Annotated in this window: 24 protein-coding genes; 18 read left to right on the forward strand and 6 right to left on the reverse strand. The window is 45.0% G+C overall.

What is annotated here, in order from left to right; all coding sequences use genetic code 11:
* The 3 genes from GO493_RS31170 to GO493_RS29880 all read left to right on the forward strand — a co-directional run.
* A partial coding sequence (locus tag GO493_RS31170) for a hypothetical protein (RefSeq protein ID WP_449386642.1) occupies positions 1-291 on the forward strand: 291 nt, incomplete at its 5' end.
* 22 nt (positions 292-313) lie between these two features.
* Positions 314-1,087: a hypothetical protein gene (locus tag GO493_RS29875; protein ID WP_157309911.1), complete on the forward strand. Its 774-nt coding sequence runs from the start codon at positions 314-316 to the stop codon at positions 1,085-1,087.
* Between the two features lie 98 nt (positions 1,088-1,185).
* Complete coding sequence (locus tag GO493_RS29880; protein ID WP_157309912.1) at positions 1,186-1,707, forward strand: hypothetical protein; 522 nt, start codon at positions 1,186-1,188, stop codon at positions 1,705-1,707.
* Positions 1,708-2,184: 477 nt separating this feature from the next.
* On the opposite strand, the gene GO493_RS29885 is transcribed toward GO493_RS29880, so the two are convergent.
* A complete protein-coding gene (locus tag GO493_RS29885; protein ID WP_232539162.1) occupies positions 2,185-2,574 on the reverse strand; it encodes a hypothetical protein in 390 nt (129 codons plus the stop codon).
* 32 nt (positions 2,575-2,606) lie between these two features.
* Between GO493_RS29885 and GO493_RS29890 the strand changes: the two genes are divergently transcribed.
* Positions 2,607-2,939 carry a hypothetical protein gene (locus GO493_RS29890; protein WP_157309914.1) on the forward strand — a complete coding sequence of 111 codons (333 nt, stop codon included), beginning with the start codon at positions 2,607-2,609 and terminating at the stop codon, positions 2,937-2,939.
* A 23-nt stretch (positions 2,940-2,962) separates the two neighbouring features.
* On the opposite strand, the gene GO493_RS29895 is transcribed toward GO493_RS29890, so the two are convergent.
* The 4 genes from GO493_RS29895 to GO493_RS29910 form a co-directional block, all read right to left on the reverse strand.
* Complete coding sequence (locus tag GO493_RS29895) at positions 2,963-3,766, reverse strand: hypothetical protein (protein WP_157309915.1); 804 nt, start codon at positions 3,764-3,766, stop codon at positions 2,963-2,965.
* On the reverse strand, positions 3,744-3,944 hold the full coding sequence (locus tag GO493_RS29900) for a hypothetical protein (protein WP_157309916.1): 201 nt from the start codon (positions 3,942-3,944) through the stop codon (positions 3,744-3,746). The genes GO493_RS29895 and GO493_RS29900 overlap by 23 nt, the downstream gene beginning before the upstream one ends.
* A 98-nt stretch (positions 3,945-4,042) precedes the next feature.
* Positions 4,043-4,804, reverse strand: a complete 762-nt coding sequence (locus GO493_RS29905; protein WP_157309917.1) for an RNA polymerase sigma factor — start codon at positions 4,802-4,804, stop codon at positions 4,043-4,045.
* 30 nt (positions 4,805-4,834) lie between these two features.
* The gene (locus GO493_RS29910; RefSeq protein WP_157309918.1) at positions 4,835-5,605 is read right to left on the reverse strand and encodes a sensor histidine kinase; all 771 of its coding nucleotides are present in this window, start codon (positions 5,603-5,605) and stop codon (positions 4,835-4,837) included.
* 234 nt (positions 5,606-5,839) lie between these two features.
* On the opposite strand from GO493_RS29910, the gene GO493_RS29915 reads away from it, so the two are divergent.
* A complete protein-coding gene (locus tag GO493_RS29915; RefSeq protein ID WP_157309919.1) occupies positions 5,840-6,298 on the forward strand; it encodes a helix-turn-helix domain-containing protein in 459 nt (152 codons plus the stop codon).
* Here the strand turns inward: GO493_RS29915 and GO493_RS29920 are convergent.
* Positions 6,290-7,366 (reverse strand): PDDEXK nuclease domain-containing protein, encoded by a 1,077-nt coding sequence (locus GO493_RS29920; protein ID WP_157309920.1) that lies wholly within the window; start codon positions 7,364-7,366, stop codon positions 6,290-6,292. The two genes, GO493_RS29915 and GO493_RS29920, sit on opposite strands and share 9 nt — an antisense overlap.
* 884 nt (positions 7,367-8,250) lie before the next feature.
* On the opposite strand from GO493_RS29920, the gene GO493_RS29925 reads away from it, so the two are divergent.
* The 13 genes from GO493_RS29925 (at position 8,251) to GO493_RS29985 (ending at position 20,864) form a co-directional block, all read left to right on the forward strand.
* The gene (locus tag GO493_RS29925) at positions 8,251-8,847 is read left to right on the forward strand and encodes a BfmA/BtgA family mobilization protein (protein WP_157309921.1); all 597 of its coding nucleotides are present in this window, start codon (positions 8,251-8,253) and stop codon (positions 8,845-8,847) included.
* 5 nt (positions 8,848-8,852) lie between these two features.
* Positions 8,853-9,848, forward strand: coding sequence for a DUF5712 family protein (locus GO493_RS29930; RefSeq protein WP_157309922.1), 996 nt, complete (start codon positions 8,853-8,855; stop codon positions 9,846-9,848).
* A gap of 2 nt (positions 9,849-9,850) precedes the next feature.
* Positions 9,851-11,452, forward strand: a complete 1,602-nt coding sequence (locus tag GO493_RS29935) for a type IV secretory system conjugative DNA transfer family protein (RefSeq protein WP_157309923.1) — start codon at positions 9,851-9,853, stop codon at positions 11,450-11,452.
* A gap of 302 nt (positions 11,453-11,754) precedes the next feature.
* A complete protein-coding gene (locus tag GO493_RS29940) occupies positions 11,755-12,015 on the forward strand; it encodes a hypothetical protein (protein WP_157309924.1) in 261 nt (86 codons plus the stop codon).
* Between the two features lie 596 nt (positions 12,016-12,611).
* Complete coding sequence (locus tag GO493_RS29945; RefSeq protein ID WP_232539163.1) at positions 12,612-14,846, forward strand: VirB4 family type IV secretion system protein; 2,235 nt, start codon at positions 12,612-12,614, stop codon at positions 14,844-14,846.
* Positions 14,827-15,402 carry a hypothetical protein gene (locus GO493_RS29950; RefSeq protein ID WP_157309926.1) on the forward strand — a complete coding sequence of 192 codons (576 nt, stop codon included), beginning with the start codon at positions 14,827-14,829 and terminating at the stop codon, positions 15,400-15,402. The genes GO493_RS29945 and GO493_RS29950 overlap by 20 nt, the downstream gene beginning before the upstream one ends.
* On the forward strand, positions 15,402-16,178 hold the full coding sequence (locus GO493_RS29955) for a hypothetical protein (protein ID WP_157309927.1): 777 nt from the start codon (positions 15,402-15,404) through the stop codon (positions 16,176-16,178). The genes GO493_RS29950 and GO493_RS29955 overlap by 1 nt, the downstream gene beginning before the upstream one ends.
* Before the next feature lie 2 nt (positions 16,179-16,180).
* Positions 16,181-16,822 (forward strand): hypothetical protein, encoded by a 642-nt coding sequence (locus GO493_RS29960; RefSeq protein ID WP_157309928.1) that lies wholly within the window; start codon positions 16,181-16,183, stop codon positions 16,820-16,822.
* Complete coding sequence (gene traM / locus GO493_RS29965; protein WP_157309929.1) at positions 16,815-17,840, forward strand: conjugative transposon protein TraM; 1,026 nt, start codon at positions 16,815-16,817, stop codon at positions 17,838-17,840. Before GO493_RS29960 ends, traM begins: the two co-directional genes overlap by 8 nt.
* Before the next feature lies 1 nt (position 17,841).
* The gene (locus tag GO493_RS29970; RefSeq protein ID WP_157309930.1) at positions 17,842-18,750 is read left to right on the forward strand and encodes a DUF4138 domain-containing protein; all 909 of its coding nucleotides are present in this window, start codon (positions 17,842-17,844) and stop codon (positions 18,748-18,750) included.
* Positions 18,747-19,841 carry a lytic transglycosylase domain-containing protein gene (locus GO493_RS29975; RefSeq protein ID WP_157309931.1) on the forward strand — a complete coding sequence of 365 codons (1,095 nt, stop codon included), beginning with the start codon at positions 18,747-18,749 and terminating at the stop codon, positions 19,839-19,841. The genes GO493_RS29970 and GO493_RS29975 overlap by 4 nt, the downstream gene beginning before the upstream one ends.
* Positions 19,838-20,359: a conjugal transfer protein TraO gene (locus tag GO493_RS29980; RefSeq protein WP_157309932.1), complete on the forward strand. Its 522-nt coding sequence runs from the start codon at positions 19,838-19,840 to the stop codon at positions 20,357-20,359. Before GO493_RS29975 ends, GO493_RS29980 begins: the two co-directional genes overlap by 4 nt.
* Positions 20,360-20,375: 16 nt before the next feature.
* The gene (locus tag GO493_RS29985; RefSeq protein WP_157309933.1) at positions 20,376-20,864 is read left to right on the forward strand and encodes a hypothetical protein; all 489 of its coding nucleotides are present in this window, start codon (positions 20,376-20,378) and stop codon (positions 20,862-20,864) included.
* Positions 20,865-20,875 lie beyond the last annotated feature (11 nt).

The raw sequence follows: 20,875 nt of genomic DNA on the forward strand, positions 1-20,875 counted from the left end.
TTTTCCGTTTTAGCTGAAAATGAGATCGACCAGGTAGGGGAAAGAACGGACGATCTTATAGAATACGCAAGAGAGCGGGGGAGGAAAGGGGGCCGGCCTGGGGGCCTTTCAGCAGCAGCCCAAAAAAAGGCGGATATGGTGCTGATTTTATATAATCAAAAGCAAAGTATTGCGGATATTCGCAATACCCTTAAAATTGGCAGCAATGCTACCGTATATAGATATTTAAAGGATGCAACCGCCAGAACGGAGCAGGTAAAGACCCCTGCCACCCCGGAGCTTGAATTGTAATGTACACCACAAAAAAAGCCATATGAAAAAAGAGGAATTTCTACAACTCCCCACGGAAAGTAACGAGCAGTTTGTTACAGAACGGATCCTCACGGATTTTACCCCGGATCAGATTAATGTTATGATTGATACATTCCAGCAGCTTGATAAATCCCTGTATAAATCCTGGGCTAAGGATATGCCATTTGCTGCAATTAAAAGCGCCCTGGAACACGCCGGAGAGCTGGCTAATGCTGAAGCTAGTGAACCGGAAGATACAACACTGGATATGTTAAAAAAGGCAATCCTTGCCAAAGATATACCGGCGATTAAATCCGTCTATGACTTATTGGGAGATCATTGGTTTACACCCGAAGAAGAAGGCGCAAAATTATTGGACGGAGCTAAACAGGTCATAAAGGAGCAGCTAAGTATTGAATTGAACAAAGCTATAACAGATAAGGATTACAGGGCATTCGTGGAAGCCTGGGAGTTGCTGGGCTATGAATCCGAGGAAGAAAAAGAAACAGAAGCGCTCTGGAATAAGGCATTGGATACGTTCATCACCAGCGCAAAAATAGAGGTACGTACCTTACCTGGTGAAAATGTGATAAAAGAATATCCGTTTGCTGATAGAATAATAGCCGCCCATGAATACGAGAAAATGACGGAGGGGCATGCTTTTAATGCGTATGATTTTATTACGAACCATCCAGGCGTAGAGGCCCAATACCTGTATGTGCTGGTACTTATAGACATTCACGGCAAGCAGTACACGACCGGGCAGCTGGGATCCTTAACCGCGCCGGAGCTTTGATATATCAGCGGCGGCAGATCACCAGGCTACAGCTGGCGAAAAGCAGCCCCTTTTGTAATGTACATCACAAAAACGTTTGTTTCCATAAAATTCATAGTATGACAATAGACCTTGTTTTAACCGCAACCAAGTTTATCAACGCTTACCGGGAAGTAGAGAAAGGCGCCCCAAAAAAAGCGGAGGACATTATCAATTATTTAGAAAAACATAAGCCAACCGCTCAACATCTTTGTAGCAGTTGGCGGGGCCGGAAACAAGATTGGGGCAGCTTTTACCTCAATCTCTCACATAAGTTTCAACACAAAATTTTGAAGTTTTGGGGCCTGGCGGATCCTGCGGGTGAAGAATATGCCCACCAGGTAGAGGAAAGCCCCGCAAAAATGCTGTTTGCGGATGTTCCCGATAGCATCATTTGGCCCCATGAATTACTGAAGTTTTTTAATAATCATGGCATTGATGAAATACCTGAAACCGGAATTACTTTATCCAGTCTGCCGCCGGATGATCGCCGTTATGGTAATTCAGCTAATTGGGGGGATTATGTTCTGGCCTTGCCAGCCGCAGAGAGAGAACAGCTATTACATCAGATTGCAGCCTATTCTTTAGAGCGCCGGAGCTGATCATCGGCACAGGCTCTTGTCCAAAACAGCTTTTTTTGCTTATTTTCACTTAGAAAATTGATAATTGAATTTTTCTTATCTATATGAATACCCCCAAAGCTTTCTATTGATGGAATAAAAGTATTTGGGGTTAACAAACAATGGATGAAAGGCCGGCTCTTGATTCTTCTTATGCCGGCTCTTTTTTATAAGGATACCTGTGGTTATACGCTTTTCCGATTATGAACCGCCCCGGTGGCTGGTGTTCCTAGCCGTTTTATTCGTGCTTATTATCCTGGTCGGAGGCTGGGTGTGGTTTCAGATTGATATGTATAACAATAGTCGCCCGCAGGTTGCCCCTCTGAATGAAAAAGAGATTTCATACTACCCGCCCAGCTGGGCACCAGGTCACCGCAGAATGTGGCGCTGGGGTGCTGATCACCAGGACACTATAACATGCAATCATGCTACAATTGTAATGTACATCACAAAGCCTGCTTAGAGGCCATCCCTGCGGCGGCGATACATTGTAACACAGCCTACTATTAAAATCGCCCCTAATATACCGCCCGCTATTGCAATACCCTTACCCTCCGTGGAGGTTGCCCGCATGTAGATAACGCCACTACTCATAAATAAAACCAATGCCAGCAGGGCCAGTAACTTAGCTGCGTGAGCAGGAAACAGGGTAGACAATGGTTTCATCTTCTCCCCAGCTGGATCCGTGGCAAAGTATCTATGCAGAAATTTAGTGATCGCCTTTTCCCAAAATATTTTATCCTTCATAGTAATAGCTCTAAGCAATTTAATGATTATTACCTGCTTATACAGCTCTACGAGCCTGTAATAAAGATAGCTTGATAGTTTGATAGCTGTAATGTACGTCACAAAAATGCTAAAAATGTTAGTAATTTGCGGCTATGGAATTATGTGTAGGTGAGGTTTACCAGTTAACCAGTGAAATAGCCGAACGCCCCCAGGATCGTGCAGGGTATTTTGTTTTTACTGTCCAGGTAAAGGAAGTAGACCACGCCCGCGATAAAGTAAAATTTAATTGGGTTAGTGTGTCCCCTGAAACCTTTGAAACAAGGCGGGAGGTCGCATATATGGTGCCTGGTTACCTGGGCGGGCTTTCCGGGGATATTGTAAACGGTGGGGTATGGAACCTCACAGATCTATTTACGCGGGAAACGGCCTTTCTTTACCTGGTCTATATGGGTGTAGCGGTAAAGGTGGACACACCAGGGCATTAATACCCAATATTGCGCACGAAATACTACTTTAAGGTGTAACCGCATGAAAGGCTAAGTGTACGACGGCTAAGGGTTTTAGCGCCATTTTCCTCTATCTTGTCTTTAAAATATTCCAGCTCCATCCTTAACCTGGATTTTACGGAAATACCTATCCTTATGGGAATGGAAAGTATTAGACTTTCTATATCTCCTACACGGCTGTTATTACGAACCGTTTCGATAGGATAGACATATTCCCAATTACTTACATAATAAACAACCGTGGATAGGGTAGCCCCCAGGCCACCATATAAAAACAAGCCTTCAGCCTGCGAAATAGTAAAGGGGTACAATACCAAAAAGGTAAAGCGCAGGGATCCCATCACAGATTTATTGTATTGACGGCCAACCTCGTATAAAGGTGATGACAGTATTTCAAATGGGTAGCCTATATTTTTTGAATTGAGATCATTAAAAACAAGACTATGGTTACCCCGAAAAACCTCACCTTCTCCCTGAAGAATAGAAGAATGAACATACCCAATTTCAAAGCGGTTAATAAACCCGCGCCAAAATCCGGGGAGATCAATACCCGCAGCGACATTATACAGCTGTGTGTTTTTTGGTTTAATTGGGTAATAGTAATCAGACGGGATCGTTTTATAATTACTAATGCCCATGCCAAAGCGTATATAGGTACGCTTTAAATTGTGTACTGTACTGGTGCTGTCACCTGTAAAGACAAGGCGATTGATCTGGCAATAAGCCCATTCGCTTTGCAAACATGAGCCACAGAGAAACAGGGAAATAGAAAATAGGCAGTATTTACTGTAATTCTTCACATTCATATCCTTTTGAGTTTAAGAATTTTACAATATTTTCTTTAGTGTTTCCCTGGGCGCGGAGTACCTTATCGCAATCCTCCACATCCACAGTACAGATCGTATTAAGATGATCTTTCAGAAGGGTTATAACAGTGTCGGCTTCCTTCCTGGTTTGAATGTTAGTTTTAAATATCAAGTACATTGTAAAGCACGTTTTTTCTAAGCAAGTTGACCCAAGGCCGGCGGCAAACGGTTGTGGTACTAACCGCCGCCGCCAGCACACCTGGGCAGTGTAACAGTCTAAGGTTTTTCAGTATTTAAAATTTTTGAAAGTAGTTTACAAACAGACACAGTATATTGGAATACCTCTCCGGTCGTGATGTTCCGGTCACGGGCCACCTTATCAACAGGGAGGGATTCAATAAATACTGCTGTGATAACGTCCAGGGCATCCGGTGAAAGGGCTTGTACAATAGCCTGTAAAGATTGGCGCATTGCATCAACGGGAACGCCTGCTATATGGGTTACCGCCACTTCCTGGGATGTATTCACAATTTTTTCCCTTTCCTTATCCTCAAGCCAGCGGCGGGCCTTGTCTTTTAAGCCTTTAAATAATAGTGAACTGGCATTACTGCTATTATGCAATGCCAGTGTATCCCATGCCTCTAGCATAATTTCCTGAAGTATTTCCTGGGCGGCCTTGCTGTTTTTTAGTATATCATAGGCACGAGGGTAGAATATCTTAGAATAGTAAGTACAGGCGTTTAAATAAGTGTCTTTGTCCTTTTCCTGCCCTAGATCCAAAGCAATGGTAAGCAACCAGGAGAGTAAAGAACGGCGCCCGGATGGGTAGTCATTAATGCACCTCCAGGCATGCAGGAAAACTTCCTGCAAAATATCTTGTGCATATGCTGGGCAAACCTGTCTTAACATTTGATAAACCGCAACGTTGTAACGGTCATAGAGTATAGACATGCCTTCAGCTTTTTTCTGTCTTATAGCCTCTACAAGCCCAGCATCCGTAATTGAGGGGGTAATGGCTGGAAGGTTTGTTATTGTCATGGCTTATTGGGGGCATACTTGTGAAAAAATTTAATAGAATGGTATTAGGGGAAGTGTAACCGTGAAAGTGGAGCCGGCATTTAACCGGCTGTCCACCTGTATTGTCCCGTGTAATATTTCTAAAAGATCTTTAACTAATGATAAACCGAGGCCCTGGCCTTTTTCATTGGAATGTACCCGGTATCCCGCTTCAAAAATTCTCTCTACCTCTGTGGGAGGGATGCCGGGGCCTGTATCCTCAACACTGATATTAAAAGTGCTATGATCGGGGGAAGGGTTACATTTAATTTTTACCCTGGCCCCCTGGGGGCTGAATTTGATGGCATTTATTACCAGGTTTGTAATAACCTGTAGTAGATAGGTTGTATCGCAGTAGACCACCAGGGGCATTTCTTTAGGCACCTCATTTGAAATGGTAATTTTCTTTTCCGCTGCTATGGGGGTAAGCATCTGGCCTACCTTATTAAGAAGTTCCTTTATACTGCAAATTTCCCCGTCGGACGCTGCTTGAAACGCGGAAATAGTGGGGGTGTTAGCGTTTACAGATTTGCAGAAACGTTCATAAATTTCTTCAAGGGTATTACCAGTGGTTAAAATGTCTGCTATAAATTCCCGTGCTTCCTGAATGTCCTGGGGTCTGCCATCTTTCAAAAGATCATCGATTATGCCAATAGCAGCCACTATAGAAGCAATCGGGGTACGGACTTCATGGATTATAGGAAAAATCACATTCGCTACTCTGTCTTTAATTGACAAGTAATTGCGATCCTTGTTTTGGTGTCCATTCTGGGCTATTTCCATGTGGGGCATGTTTATTTGAGGAATAGCGCCTTATAATATAGGCGTGGAACTCAATGCCGCGGCCTTCCAGGAACCTCCCAGTCCCCTTGATCCAACAACACGAGCCCACGCCTGTATGGGTGAGCGTCGCATTGCCCTGTGGATCAATTCAAATCCCGCAAATACATGCGGGTGGGAGGTTTTGGAAGTTCCAAGGCAGGTGCGCGATACGCGTACTATGTTTACACGTCGCAAATGTATGATAATAACATAATGGTCATTTCAGCGAATTTAAGATTTTTCATTAAAATGTCCATTTCTTTGTGCCCTGAAATTTGTGGCATCAAAAAATGTGACACGGTTATACGTGGCACGTTTTTCAATGTCATGAAGGATTTTTGTCCTATGCCGAAGAAAAGAGATATACGTCCTGTAGCCCAAGAAATTACAGATGAACTTTTGAATAAGTATCATAAGGAGCTGGGCGCTCGTATAAAAACTCTTAGGAGTAAGCAAGGCCACCGCCAAGACCATTTTGCTTATGAAATAGGTATGGGCAGAAATACACTTATTGCAATTGAAGCGGGTACACCCCATACAACTGAATCATTACTCCGTATTATATACGGCCTGGGCGTAAATTTAGATGAATTTTTTGCCGAGGGCTTTACCCCATTACCAGGACAAAAGCAGGAGCGCCCCAAATCAAATTAACTTTTTCAGATCCTCCGGGTCAGGCAAAACGCTTTTCAGTTCATCCGGCACCGTTGTATTATACTCTACAGTAGCCACGCCCATAGGATTTTTGACAGACCGCAAAGCATATTCTACTACCTTATTATCCTTTTCTTTACATAGGATAATTCCAATGCTGGGGTTTTCATGGGGCAGCTTTTTGAGATCATCCAGGGCAGTGAGGTAAAAGGTCAGCTGGCCGGCATGATGTGGCTGGAACTTTTCTAGCTTCAGCTCAAAGGCTACCAGGCATTGTAAAACCCGGTTGAAAAAGAGCAGATCTACGAAATATTCGCTATCTCCCACTATTAGCCTGTATTGATTGCCAATGAAAATAAAGCCCGTGCCCAGGCTTAAAATAAAATCCTTGATGTTCGTAACGATCTCACTTTCTAACTGCCGTTCGTTTTGGGGGTTCACATTAATAAAATCTAATAGATATTCATCTTTGAAGGCATCCAGGGCATGAGGTTGCAGGGCTGGCGGCAGCGTGGTTACAAAATTGTTTTGTATCCCCTCCTTACCATACAGGTTTTGGCTGATCTGGTATTCCAGTACTCTTACCGACCATTGGTTTTTAGTGGCCTGCTGCATATAGAATAGCCGAGCTGCCAGGTCTTTTATGGACAGTAATTTATAATGATGTGAGAACCCCAGGCCCAAAAATACATCCAGAAAGGCTTCCGTACTGGACGTTTGAAGCAAGCCCAGGAGGGGAGTAGACGCCGCGCCTATTTCCCTCGTCACTGTTGAGGGAATTAAAACGTCCTGTAGATCCTTGTAGGTTTCGTAAAACTGGCGCATTTTCTCCAAATTAGCTATAGAAAAACCGCGTAGGCCAGGCATACCCGTTTGTAAATCCCCGGAGATCCTGGAAAGTACCTTTGCCCCCCAATCTGCGGCGGCTATTTCTTCAGATAAAGTTTTCCCGACAATATAGTAAAGGAGCAATTGTTCCCGGTTGACCAGCCGGGCGGCATTGTACCGGCGGGTTAGAATATTATCTTTTAATACAGTAATGATCTTCTGATATTGCGTGTTCTCCATCTTTACAAACGTAGATAAAATTAATGACCTAGAACCGGGCACGGCCCCGGCGCGGTTTTGTAATGGACATTACAAAGATATAAAGATAGCAAGATAGCATTTATATTTATTCCGTCAATCAGCAGTAGTTATGTAGTGTACATTACAGAAGGGGGATTTAAGAAATAAAAGAGAGGCGCGGCGGCGGCGCCTCCTTTTAGGCTGGGGCGGGTATTATGAGGGGATGATGGTTAGCCTGGTATAAATATCATTTTTGCGCCCCTTTACTATATAGTCTAACAAGAAGGCTATTTCTTCGTGCCTTCTCCAATATTTTTTTTTGAACAACTGTTGCAATTTATACCCGTCCTGATTTGGGCATTACATTTTACCTGCATTAGCGCCGCAGGCTATCCATTGTTTGAAACCCCCGCCGGGAAAAAGGGGATGTAGGGGGAAAATGGCGCGGCGGCAGCGCCTTGTCCCCCAAAATTAGCGGGCGTATGCCCATCAAAAAGGGAAAAAACCGGTAGCGAAATGGGGAAATTTCCGGGTCACTGTCAGGGGTTTTTCCTGAGCATTATCTCCCGGAAGGATCACTAGGGAGATCACCAGGAAGATTATGGAGAGGATTACCAGGGAGATTACGGAGAGGATTACCGCGTAGATCTCGACGAAGATCACCGGGTAGATCAAAGCGAATCCTCCGGCGCAGGCTCTGCCTGCTGCCGGGAAAAAGGATGAGCAAGCAGGAACCGTATAGAATACGGTTCAATAATCATAACTAATTGATATGTAAGTGTATATGTTGATTTGGTAGTATTATTGGTAGTAAAAAAGGTGTACAAAACTGTGTTATGTACTTGAAAATTAGTAAATTAGGTAGTGTAATAATATGGTTATTTATGAGCGAATATGTTACTACCAAGCTGTTAACCACAGTGAAAGCTAAATTGGACAAGTTGAAGGGTGACAAAGGATTGAGTGAGTATATAGAAACAATGCTAACCTTTTTTGAGGTCACAGGTGCGAAGCCTTCAGACTTCCAAACCCATCCAACCCTTGTACTTAAAAAAGATGTGGAACGAATAATTACTATCATCAAGGCCCAGGAAAAAGACATCTTCAAACCATTGTACCAAGCTGTACAGTCTATCATGGAAAACGGTTTAAAAGCGTCTGTTACTGCCGGGGCCGCTATGGCCCAGGATGATGATCCCCCTGTTACTAATGAAATGATCATCCAGGTAGCCGATGAAAATAGCCGGTTGAATGAGCAATTAAAAACGGAACGACAGACCGTTGAGAAGTTGCGGAAAGAGATCGAAGACCTGAAAAAAACAACTTCAGAAAATGGGGGAGAGGATCGGAGTGGGGAAGCTGCGGAGCTGTTTACCTGGTTAAAATCGCAGATGAAGAAAAACTCTTTTAGCTCCGAATTTGTTATTCCGCAGAATACTTATAATGTGTTTGCTGAACGGCTTGGAAAATTACTTAAATAGATAATATGTTTGTTAAAGTCCACAAGGCCACGAAAACCCCGGCGGCTGATAATAAGGGTAGCTGTTTAACCCTTGCGCAATACCTGGAAAAAGAGAATGCAGGCAAAGAGCCAGGGGATAAGATGGCTTTTTTCAATCATCGTTATGATAATGTAGCCCGCTCTACCGCTGTGGCTCAAATCGACAACAACCATAAAAACCTATCCAAGAGCGACAACAAGTTTTTTATGGTATCTATAAACCCGTCCCATCATGAAATGCAGCACTTGATAAAGGTAACAACCGGACGGGAGGGGATCACTGAATTTACCCAGCTCACCAGGAAGGAACAGGAAAAGGTATTTGTGGAAATGCGGAACTATACCCGTAAGGTTATGGATGTGTACGCTCAAAACTTTGACCGCCCAAATGTGCGGGACGGGGGAGATCTGGTTTACTTCGCCAAAATAGAAACTATGCGTAAGTGGCACCCCTGGGATCGTGAGGTAAGAAACGGCCAGGCGAAGGCCGGCGAGCTGAAGCAAGGTTTAAATGTCCATGTGCATGTATGTGTGTCCCGCAATGATGTAACCCAAACTACGAAGCTATCACCAGAAAGCCGCAGCAGGGGAGGCAAGCAGCAACTTAACGGGAAAGCGGTACAACAGGGCTTTAATCACGAAGCATTTAAAGAGAAATCGGGCGCTGCCTTCCGTAGCACATACAATTATAAAGGCTACGAGAAAGAACAATATAGCCGGCGATCCGGTAAAAGCAGCCAGGGCGGTGCTGGTACTTTACTTTCCCGGAGTATGCCGAATGCAAGTAGTGTTACAGGTAAGGCGAAGCAGAAAATAAAGGATGTGGTATTACAAGGACAGTTTAAGACTGAAACCAAAATCGTGAAAAACATTGCAACAGCTGCGGCGATAGTTGTTAATCCCGCCGCCGCCGTAAATATTGCCAAAAAGAAACTCTTATCTATACTAAAAGGGGTGGCATCATCCGGGAATGAAATATAATTATGATCGAGATCCTTATTACCGTTGGGTACTTCTTCGTAGTTCTGATAATTTATAGCATCCATTACCACCGCTTCCGTTTTTTGAGCTGGGCCATCGGGATTGCAATATCTGTTCTGCTGCTGGCCGGTATATATTACTATCTGGCTGATAATTTGGGTGCGGATAAAGGGGCATTGAGCCGATACCTGGTTATAGCAGATCTTGCGGGAATCCTCTACGGTGCTCTATATGGTCAGCGGCATATACGCCAGTCGAAGAAAGAGGAACACTTTTATTTGGAGGCTGTAGATGGGCGTCGTGTCTACTTCCGGGATCCGTTAGACAATTTTCTCGTTTATGCGGGGGCCAACAGTGGGAAAACTAAAAGTATCGGTAAAAACCTGCTGGAACAGTATATAAAACACCATTGGGCGGGCTTTGTGTATGATTTTAAGGACGGGGACTATTCAAGAACCACCTTTGAGCTGGTGAGCCGGTATAATTACCCCCATAAGGTGTATCATGCTAATTTTATCGACTTATCATGTAGCCACCGGTTTAACATTGTGAAACCATCCGTTTTAAAGGATCCCAATTTCTTTACCCAACTGCTGGGCGATGTGTTGAATGCTTATATGGCAGAAAGTAAACAAAACGAATGGTATTTAGGGGCGCTGGGGTTGTTTAGGGGCGTAGGTATTCGGTTCTACATGGATTATCCGCAATATTGTACAATACCCCATATCGTTAATTTCATTGCGCAGGCGGATAATGACCGGTTAGAACGGTTTTTAAATGCTCGTCCTGAATCAAGGGGCCTGGCATCGGCGTACCTGTCAGCTGCCCGCTCTGAAAAAACACAGGATAGCATACGCTCTACCCTGGGGAATTATTTGTCAGAGCTTTCATTTAACAAAAATGTGCAATATGTTCTATCGGGGGATGACTTCGATTTTAACCTCATAGATCCAGCGGAACCCAAGTTATTGATAGTAGCAAATGCCTTCAAATTAAATACTGTATTATCTCCACTGATTTCTATGATGCTATTAGTATCAACGCGAAATTTTACACTAAAGAACAGGATACCCTGTTTTTACTTCCTGGATGAACCTACCACTATGAAGGTGGCTAATTTTCAGGAATTATTATCAGTGCTCCGTGAATACCTTGTTAGTTTTGCACTCCTTACCCAAAGCCAGGCGAAGTTTGAAAAGCTGTATGGTATTCATGATCTGCGTAGTATAGAAAGTAACTGCGGAAACAAATTCTTTGGTAAGACCCTCGACCCCAAAGCCACAGAAAGCTATGTCGCGCAATTCTCCCGGAGAGAAGAACAGAGGGTTACAAAGACCAGGGGCCAGAGCACGAACAACAGCAGCAGCAGTGTATCAGTTAGCAAGGCGAAGGAACAGCGTTATGATCCCGACTTTTTTATGCAGCTCAAACCTGGGGAGTTCGTCGGCAGGGCCACCCATTCCAATGTAAAAGAATTTCATTTGCAGTTTAAACAATATGTACCAGGTAACGAAACAGATCCCCCCATTGTAGGGCCGGTTTTAGAACGGGATATATTGAATAATTATAATAGAATAATAGAACAAGTGAGCAATTTAGAATAAACAGTTACAGTGTAATGTACATTACATTGTACCATAGGCATGGGTGTTATATCGGGAACCACTATACTTGCTATCTTTCTATCTTTCTATCTTTGAAGTGCCAGCCTGTAATGTACACTACATAAGCTATCAAGCTATAAAAATATCTTTCACTTTGTTGTAAATTCAACTTTTATTAGTATTTTAAATTTTAGCGTTATAACACTGTTTGAATTAACTTCATAGCCTATCTTCTTTAGCAGTTTATTTAATGGGCATCCCCATGCTCAATTTGTGTACCCATAACCAAATCCTTTAAGATTATGACGTTTTGCTATGTCCTTTTGCAAATTTCCCAAACCATCAAAGATGCAGTTAATGAGAATGTTGTCCCCATCTTCGGCGCCGTCATGGTGATAGGTGCAATCTATGGAGCAGTAAAGAATTGGCGGGGATTTAATGACCCTAATGGTGATCGCAAAGAAGCATTAATGAATTTTGGTATGATACTTCTTTATGCTGTCATTGCTGGCGTGGTAATCACCGGAGTAGCCAAGATCTTTACCAGCTTTAAGGTATTCTAACCTATGGAGAAAAGAAGGATCCGTAAGGGCCTGGAAACGCCTTTGCTGATATACGGATTGCGCAAACCCCTTTTCTACAGGTTTTTAATGGTAATTGTTATCGGAGTTGTTGCCCTTTTGTATGCAGTTGTTTCCATGATGCACGGTTCAGGGACAAGTTGGAGCAGTTTGTTAATTACCGTGGCGATTGTTGCCGTGATGCTCATTGTCGTTTATACGTACCTGGTTTCACAGTCAAGGGGTAAAAAGTTCGATTTCCCAAAGCGGGAATCTATAATTAGTAACCGGGATTTTTACCGGTATATCCGCCAATAGCCGTATAACCACAGCCCTACGGGAATTGAATTGTTTGTAATGGACATTACATAAATGCAACCATCACCATGCAGGTTTACAGTGCAGATATTTATAGTATCCTGGGTTTTATCGGAGGGGCCATATTATCCAAAAGCGGCTGTATAACAGTCTGTTATTATATGTCCTGCCCGGAGCCTTATACACAAGACCAAAACGCAATTGGGTTCCGCCAAAAGGAGTATGAACGGGCGCTCAAATTCATGCCCGCCGGATCCTACTTTCATAAACAGGACATTTTTTTGAAAAGGGCCTATGATCCGTCTACTGATATGGAGGGTAATTCTTTCCTGGAACGGGCACAGATGAAGCATTTTACAGGCCGGCAATACCTGGAACATCACTGTATTTTAGCCTTTACGCTGGCCGGGCTTGAAACATTGGAACCAGCATACGTAAAGAATCCTTTGCAGTATAAGGATCATTTGATAGAGCGCGATAAGGCCCGGTTAACTGATTTTTTAGAAGCAGTAGACGGCGCTGTTATTGTGCTGAAAAATCTACCAGCTACCAGTATCCGCCCATTAGAGGAATACGAGATCAAGGATTTTTTAACGCAATATGTGAACGGGTTTGCCGCAGACAAGGGTATGCGTGATGTGTACTTTGGCCCTCACCTGGGCATAGGGGAGGCAAAAGGGGCCGTTTTTGCAATCTGTGATGAAAATGCTCTGCCTGATGAGTTCCCGCCGTATGTGGAGGATGATACGATCCCCAAAGCAAATGCGGCCCTGTTCATGGCACCCCTGGAAAAGCTGGGGCTGCACCTTCATGCAAACCACATTATAAACCAGGTAATCTACTTTGAAGGGCACCAAAAGTTAAAAGGCGAATTACAGGCCAGGGTAGACGAGTTCCACCAGCACAGGCGCTTTGCAAAGGAAATTGAGATAACAGCGGAACGCCTGAAGGTTACCCAGCAGGAGGTTTTAGAATCACAGGCATATCTGTGCCGTGCTCATTTTTCTGTATCTGTATGGGATCATGAGCCTGCGGAGCTGGAAAAAGCAAAAGATACTATCCGGGAAATATTAAAGATGCGGGATTTTGGTTTTTACCAGCCGTCTTATGAAGGGCTAAAGGATATTTTTATAGGAACCGTAATAGGCTTGCAAAACAGGCTATCGCGCAGCTACTTTTTTCTAACCGAACTGGCTGTAGCTGCATCCCTTTTTATAAACAATTCTGTTTATAAAAGTGATCCTGAAGGGATTTTATATAATGATCGAGTTTTCCAGATCCCGTACAGGCTGGACACCTGGGACGAGGCAAAGCGCCGCATTCCGGCCAGGAACGGCCTTTATATTGCCAGTACTGGCGGCGGTAAATCGTCTACGTGCCTAAACGCGGTAGAACAGGAGATCCGCCAGGGTATTAAGGTGGTGTGTGTGGAGTTCGGCCAGTCCTTTCTTGCTATCAGCAGATTATACCCGTCTGTCAGTGCCCATATTGATTACGATGGAGTTTCACCGCTGGGGGTAAATCCCTTCTATATTCGGGATCCGCAGGAGCTTACCACGGATAAAATAAAAACGCTCACGGTGCTGGTGCTCAAATTTTGGCGGGAACGGGAGATTATAGAAGATGCCAACCATAATGTAAGCCTTACAAAGATCTTACGGGATTACTACGATCATACCCCATCGGGGCACAGTTTCCCGGACTTCTATAATTATGTAAAGGCCAACTTTACGGCTATCATTGCCCGCCAGGAGATCCCGCCTGCTTATTTCAATATTGATAGCTTTTTGCATATCTGTAGCCAGTTTATGCCGGGCGGGGTATATGAAAATGTGTGTAAGGTGGATGGATCCAACGAAGATTTAATAAGGGATAAAAGTTTCATCATTTTTGAATTGACCAGGATAAAGAAAGATCCTTTTCTAGTTTCTGTTATCCTCACAATCATTTTTGAAACGGTGGAAAACAAAATCCTTGCCGACCGTTCCGTAAGGGGAAAGCTGTACCTGGACGAGTACGGGGAAACTGCTATTATGAAGGATAATTTTTCCGGGGAAGATGTACATAGCACTGTGTCATTCTGTTTTACAAAATTACGTAAGGAGAATGGTAGTGTACACGCTATTATACAATCTCCCGCGCAGCTCCCGGAGAATAACTTTACCCGTTCGATCATTGCAAACACGCAGCTGTTATATGTCCTGCCAACCACCGAAACGGTTTACCATGATATTATCCAGGCATTCCGTATTAGTAATCAATCGCATATACAGCTGATGAAATCCATCCGTAACGATTTTTCCGGGGAACGGCCCTACGCAGAGGTTTTTATCCGCTTCGGAGATCTGTACGCTACTGTAGTGCGGTTAGAGTTCAGCCGTGCGAAGTTCTACGCATTCCAGACGGACGGTAAGGATTGGAAGACCCTGGATGATCTTTTCCGCAGCGGTATGACGATGGAGGATGCTATTATCCAACACATTAAAAATAAAAACAATGCAAAGATTTTTGCTTAACCTGGTGCTTTGTATAGCCTTTCTACCGGGCCTGGTATATGCCCAGGGCGGCGTAGTATCCGCGCCGGTTCTTGAATCTCTGGAAACTGCGAATAAAGCCACGCTGATAAAGCAGTTGACGGAAGCCGTCAAACAAACCACTGTACTTACAGACACCTACAAGAAATTAAAACAAAGCGTAGAGATATATTACCAGGTTTCAGATGCGCTTCAAACGGTGGAGCTGGTCACCTCTGTGATCAATAGACAGATAGATCTTGTAAATATGTGCTCCCAGGCCCTAAAAGACATAAAACAAGTGAAAGGGGCCAGCCAGGAGAGTATAACCCGTGTACAACGAAATATTACCAAAGTAATAGACAGTTATAAACAAAACCTGGATCTGATTAAAAAGACGCTATCCAGCGACAATTTTAAAATGGACGATAAAGGCCGTATAGACTTGCTTATGTCCATCGACGAGAAAACAGAAACGGCTATGCACAAGGTCAATAGTTATTATTCTGCCTTTGCCGCTGTCACTACTGCAAAGAAAACCGTTAAAGCCATACAGTAATGCCCGATATTCCTATTACACAATTCGGCATCGAAAATATAGAGCGGTCATACCTGGCGGTAAAAACCACTACGCTCATGATAACCACGCAGAGCGTAGCCACTGGTATAGGCTTGATCCTAGTATTTATACGGTTTTTCAGGGAGTACAAGCAGAATACAAAAGATAGGGAAGGCTTCGACGCAAAGGGCATATTTGATATGCTTTGGCAATATCTTTTTACCCTGGCGGTCATAGTGGCCGCGCCGTTCGTTATCTACGCTCTTGAATATCTTTTAGGAGATCTACAACGGAACGCCATAAGCGCCCTGGGTGGTGAGCCGAAAACAGCCACAGGTACGTTATTGGCTGAAATTGAAGAAATGGAAAAGCGCTATCCTACCGGCCCAAGTATCATGTTTGACAGTATGCCGGATATTTTCGCATACTTCTACATAATATACCTAAAGCCCCCGCTGGCGCTGTTTATCCGGTATCTGTATGCGCTATTTATTTCCGGGAGGTATTTATACTTGCTGCTGCTGGAACTGGCTTTCCCCATTGCCTATGTGTGCCTTTTAAATGAAGATACAGCCAAATACTTCTATTCGTGGGTTTCCAATATGATAGTTTGCTATCTCATGATCCCCGCTTTTTTGGTGGCTAATGCGCTGGCCGATGCAGCTGTAATAACGTTGTTCGATGATCCTTACACATTCATAGGAATAATTTCACAATTCGCGCTAAAGCTGTACCTGCTGAAGAAAGCAGGAGAGTTTGTATTCAAATTGATATAAGCATGAACCGGGAAAAAATAGAGAAGGAGTTCAACAGTTATGCAACAGCGCAGAAAAGCGCCGCAATTACCGTGCGTTTGATCCTTGTATTTTGTTTTGCATTGGTGGTTATTGCCTTCTTTTTTGCTTTCAGATTCGCCAACAGTGCAACAAGCCGGATCCTGGTAGTGGATGCCGTCACCGGTAAATTTTTGAAGGTGGCGCCGGAGAACAGCGAGAAATTTTTCCGTACTCAAATGGAAAGCCACTGCGCAACAGTGGTGTATTATGCCAATTCATTCGACCGTCTAAATATCATTGAAAACCAGGCCAGGACGATATTTATGGTTAACCGTGCCGATGCTACGCGGATCTTTTCACGCTATGAAAAGCAGCGGGCTTATGCAGACGCTATAGATAGGGGCCTCACCTATAAAACCACCTTTCAAAAGCTCGATGAATTGAGCGGAAACAAAGAGCCGTACTATGTGCGTTTTACTTCCCTGCTCCAAGTGTTTGACAATGATAAACCGGTACGGGAGTATTATATCCATAGTGAGGGAGAAGTCCGCAACCATTCCGCACAATGGCCGGAAAATGTTGCCGGGCTTTATTTTACCAAATACACCCAGGAGTGGGAAAAAAAGGAGGTAGCCAATGAATAGAACACAGGTAATAATACTTGCCACAATCGGGCTGATGATAATAGCCGTAATATTTGGCTTTATATACAGTGGCAAGAAAAAGGGCGCCAGATCTCACATTCAGACGGAGGACGGGGCTATGACAGAAGTGCCGGAAAAATATACCTATAAGGATCTGATGGCAAGTACTGGTAATAGGAATTTTGCTGAAGAAGCGCCGCCAGCACCCGCCGGCAGCGTGACAGATCCGCCGGCGTTGGATGCGCCAGCTACAGCCGGTAAAGTGGATCCGCCCGCAGCTCCAACAGCTCCCCCGGCGGCTACACCAGTGGAAACCCCGGAGATCAGCACAGCACTGCAAGAAATAAAGCAAACCAGGGAACGTATCAGAGGCGGCACAGCTGCCGGCGTTTCCTCCAATGAAAAGGCCGTCGAACAAGAGGACGAGACTATCCGCCAGATCGTTGCATCCCATAATTCTACCGCACCCGTGCGGAACAACCAGGAACAGCCCGCACCAGCTCCGGCCCCCAGGCCAGCCGGCTTTAATACGCTGGATTTTGGAGAGAAAGCAGCGCCGGCGGGTATTGCAACATCCAGCCCTGTTATAAAAGGAGTGATCCTAAATGATATAGAAGTAGCTACAGGCGCAGCTGTTCGCATTATGTTACTGGATAATACAACTATAAACGGCGTGGCCGTGCGTAAGAACCAGATGGTAACAGGAGTAACCAATATAGGCGAAAACCGGGTGCAGATCCATGTAGCCGGTACTGCGCTCAATAATCAACTAACAGCCTCGAATTTTTCAGCCTATGGCCTGGATGGCATGGAGGGCCTGCGGATCGAAGGCAGCAAGGGAGAGGAAACCCGCCAGGCTGCAAAAGACGAGTTAGAAACCAATATCGACCAGGTAGCCGGCGCGGGGATCCTGGGCGGCGTGGTCAGGGTGGTAAAAACGGTAACCGGTGGCAGTCGCGGAAAGGCCACAGTAAAGATCCCTGCCGGCTATAAGATAACCCTAAAACAAACGCGCTGATATGGGTAAATTTGCTATCAATATCCTTTTGCTGTTACTTCTGCGCCTTGCCTGCGCAGCACAGGATAACCCGGTTATTCCTGTCAGCAGGGTAAAGACCACGTACATTATTCTTTACAATACAAAGCCGGAAAGTGCCAACATTGGAGGGGAGGAAGGCGCGATCCTGTATGCAGAACAGAAAACAAGCCGGGATACAGTAAAGATTATCAAGTTACAGGCAGCCAAAGAGAATTTCACGAGCACTAACCTGCTGGTAGTGTGTACAGATACAATCATGGAATTTACCCTTGTGTATCAGCCTAACCCGGCTGTTACCCGGTATTCCTACCGTTATACTGGCAATGTAATGAACATTACAACGGCCAGGACATCAGCAGACGGCACTAAGCCGGCCACGGTGAACGCAGCACCAGCCGCAGACAGTGTAACAGGAAACGGGATCACTATATCCGCCGGCAGTCTGGAACGCCTATACGCATCCCGCCGACAGCTGAACCGTTCCAGCAGCGTCCAGGGCCTTTATTTCTTTCTGGATGCTGTGGGCCTGGACAGCTCCGGGCTGCATCACTTCTTTAAACTCCGTGTCCGTAACAGCACAGCGGTCAGCTATGCAATTGATTACATAAAATTCATTGTGGAAGCCCCGCATAAACGCATGGGATCCCGCGCCGGAAATGCTGTTCAGGATGATTACCCGCCTTACCTTTCCGCCCCGCGCAATGTTTCCATCATTGCGGCAGGTGAAAGCCAGGAACTTATTTACGTAGTAGATAAACTGCCGCTGAACAAAGGGGAGCAGTTGACTATCATTATGAAGGAGCAGGCCGGCAACAGCAGGGGGCGTACCCTTACCCTGGAAGTGCCGGCGGCAGTATTGTTGAAAAAGGAAAAAGTGTTACAGCTATGAGGACACTTGTTTTAATCTTCGCTGTATTGCCTATTATGGGCGTAAATGGGCAGGATCTTTCCTTTTGTGGGGAAAGGGTGCCCGTTGAGCAGGAAAGCGTAAAAAAACGCCTTATTGTAGCCATAAACAAGAACAGCAAAGAATTGAGTAATGAACGGCTACGCGGGAAAATGGAGCTGTATATCCCTTATATCTCTATCGTACTGCAACAGTACCAGCTGCCCGACGATCTGAAGTTTATAGCAGTGGCCGAAAGTAGGCTGCGGCGTGGCGCACAAAGTAGCGCAGGAGCTGCCGGCGTGTGGCAGTTCATGCCGAAAACGGCTGTAGGTGAAGGGTTAGAGGCCAGTGAACGCAATATGGTCATAAAGAGCACACACGCGGCCTGCCGCTTATTGGATAAGCTATATAACCAGCTGCATAGCTGGCCCCTGGTGGTAGCCGCGTATAACTTCGGCATAGGCAATGTTACCAGGGCAATCAAGAAGCAGGGCACCAACGATTACTACGCCCTGCGCCTGAACGAAGAAACCGGCAATTACCTATATGAGATCCTTTCTTTTAAAATACTGTACCGGCAGGCGTTGGCAAAGGGGGTGGGAGATAAGGCCCCTGGGGGTGAACAAGCCCCCCGCCAGCTGCCGGGATTGCCGCCGTTACCATCACTCCCCGCAGTGGCAGGATCCTGGCATAAATCCGGTTTTTTTCAAAACGCCTCCTTTGAAACGGATACCCTGAGCCAGTTGACAGCTGAAACGAAAGCCACAGATACATTACTGATCCCTGCATCCATCGTAAAGGATAGCTATATCCATGATACCGGGGAGCTGGCATTCAACACCCATACAAGTGTGCAGCTCAAAGATTTTACGCTCAATGCCAACACCACAGTAAAGGGATCAGTATATAGCCGGGCGGGTAACCGGGCGCATATAGTTATAGAGGGTATTGATATAGCCCCCCAGCTGCGGGATTACAGTGGTTTAATATGTGCCGCAGATGGCCGGGAGGGCCTGCCTACAGGATCGGCACGGGGTACAATGGTTTTTTCTGGTGGAAGCCGGGTACAAATAAAATTAATGAAGGAATGAGAAAATTAATACTTGCTGTTTGCTCCATGTTTTGCATAACCTCCGCAACCGCGCAGGTTCACCAGGAAGGCGGTACAGGGTTAGATATTACCCTGGGAAAAACCGGCATCGGCGTAATGGGAGGGGTAGGGTACATGCGCAATTTCACCGATAATGCCTACCTACAGGTACGCGGCCTGGGCGAGTTTGGAAGGATGTACAATTTCAAATACGCTCACTTTGGCCTGGATGCTATGACTTTTTATAACCCCTTCTTTATCTCTGATTTCTTCCAGTTCAACGCTGGCGCCGGTATTACGCTGGGGTACGAGAAAGTAAAAGGAATCAGTAAAGAAAAAAGTAACGGTATCGGCTTTATGGCCGGCGTCAAAGCTGGGGGCCAGATAGAGGCGTTTCTAAGCGATCAGCTAGGGTTTTGCCTATATGCGAACCAGGCGTATATGGTTAAAAAATCCCTGGGTTATACCTACTATGAAGTAGGCGTAGGGATCCGCATTTTTTTGAATAACTATTACTAATCATAAAACACATCGTATGAAAAACACCATTATTGTACTGGCCCTATTTATGACTACCATTTTAGCCTGTAAGAAAGACGATGATAACCAACCAGACGGGAAAGCGGAAAGCGATGCTATTGCTAATGCCATATTAGGAAAAAAGTACAAAATCAGTGCTATTAGAACCGTTGAAGGGAATACAGACGCCCGCGGTGAATTTCCGGCCTGTATCCTGGATGATAGCTATTTTATACGTAGCGCCGGTACAGTGCAGATTGTCCAGGGGGCGCAGCTGTGCGGCACCCATGCTCAGGATACCGTAAATGCTTCCTGGGGGTTTGGTTATGCGGATAATGGGGGCCTTAAATCCCTGTTTTTCTCCCTTTATACAGGCGGGGATACTTACAAGGAAATGGAATTTATCAAGGGTGATTTTACTGTAAATACCAGCAACGGACAGGAAATAACGCTGGTAGTTTCTAAGGCATCAATAAAGTATAACTTCTATCTCGTTAAAATTTAGGTTACCCCGTA

Origin of the sequence: Chitinophaga tropicalis, from assembly GCF_009758205.1 — a bacterium.
GTDB lineage: Bacteria > Bacteroidota > Bacteroidia > Chitinophagales > Chitinophagaceae > Chitinophaga > Chitinophaga tropicalis.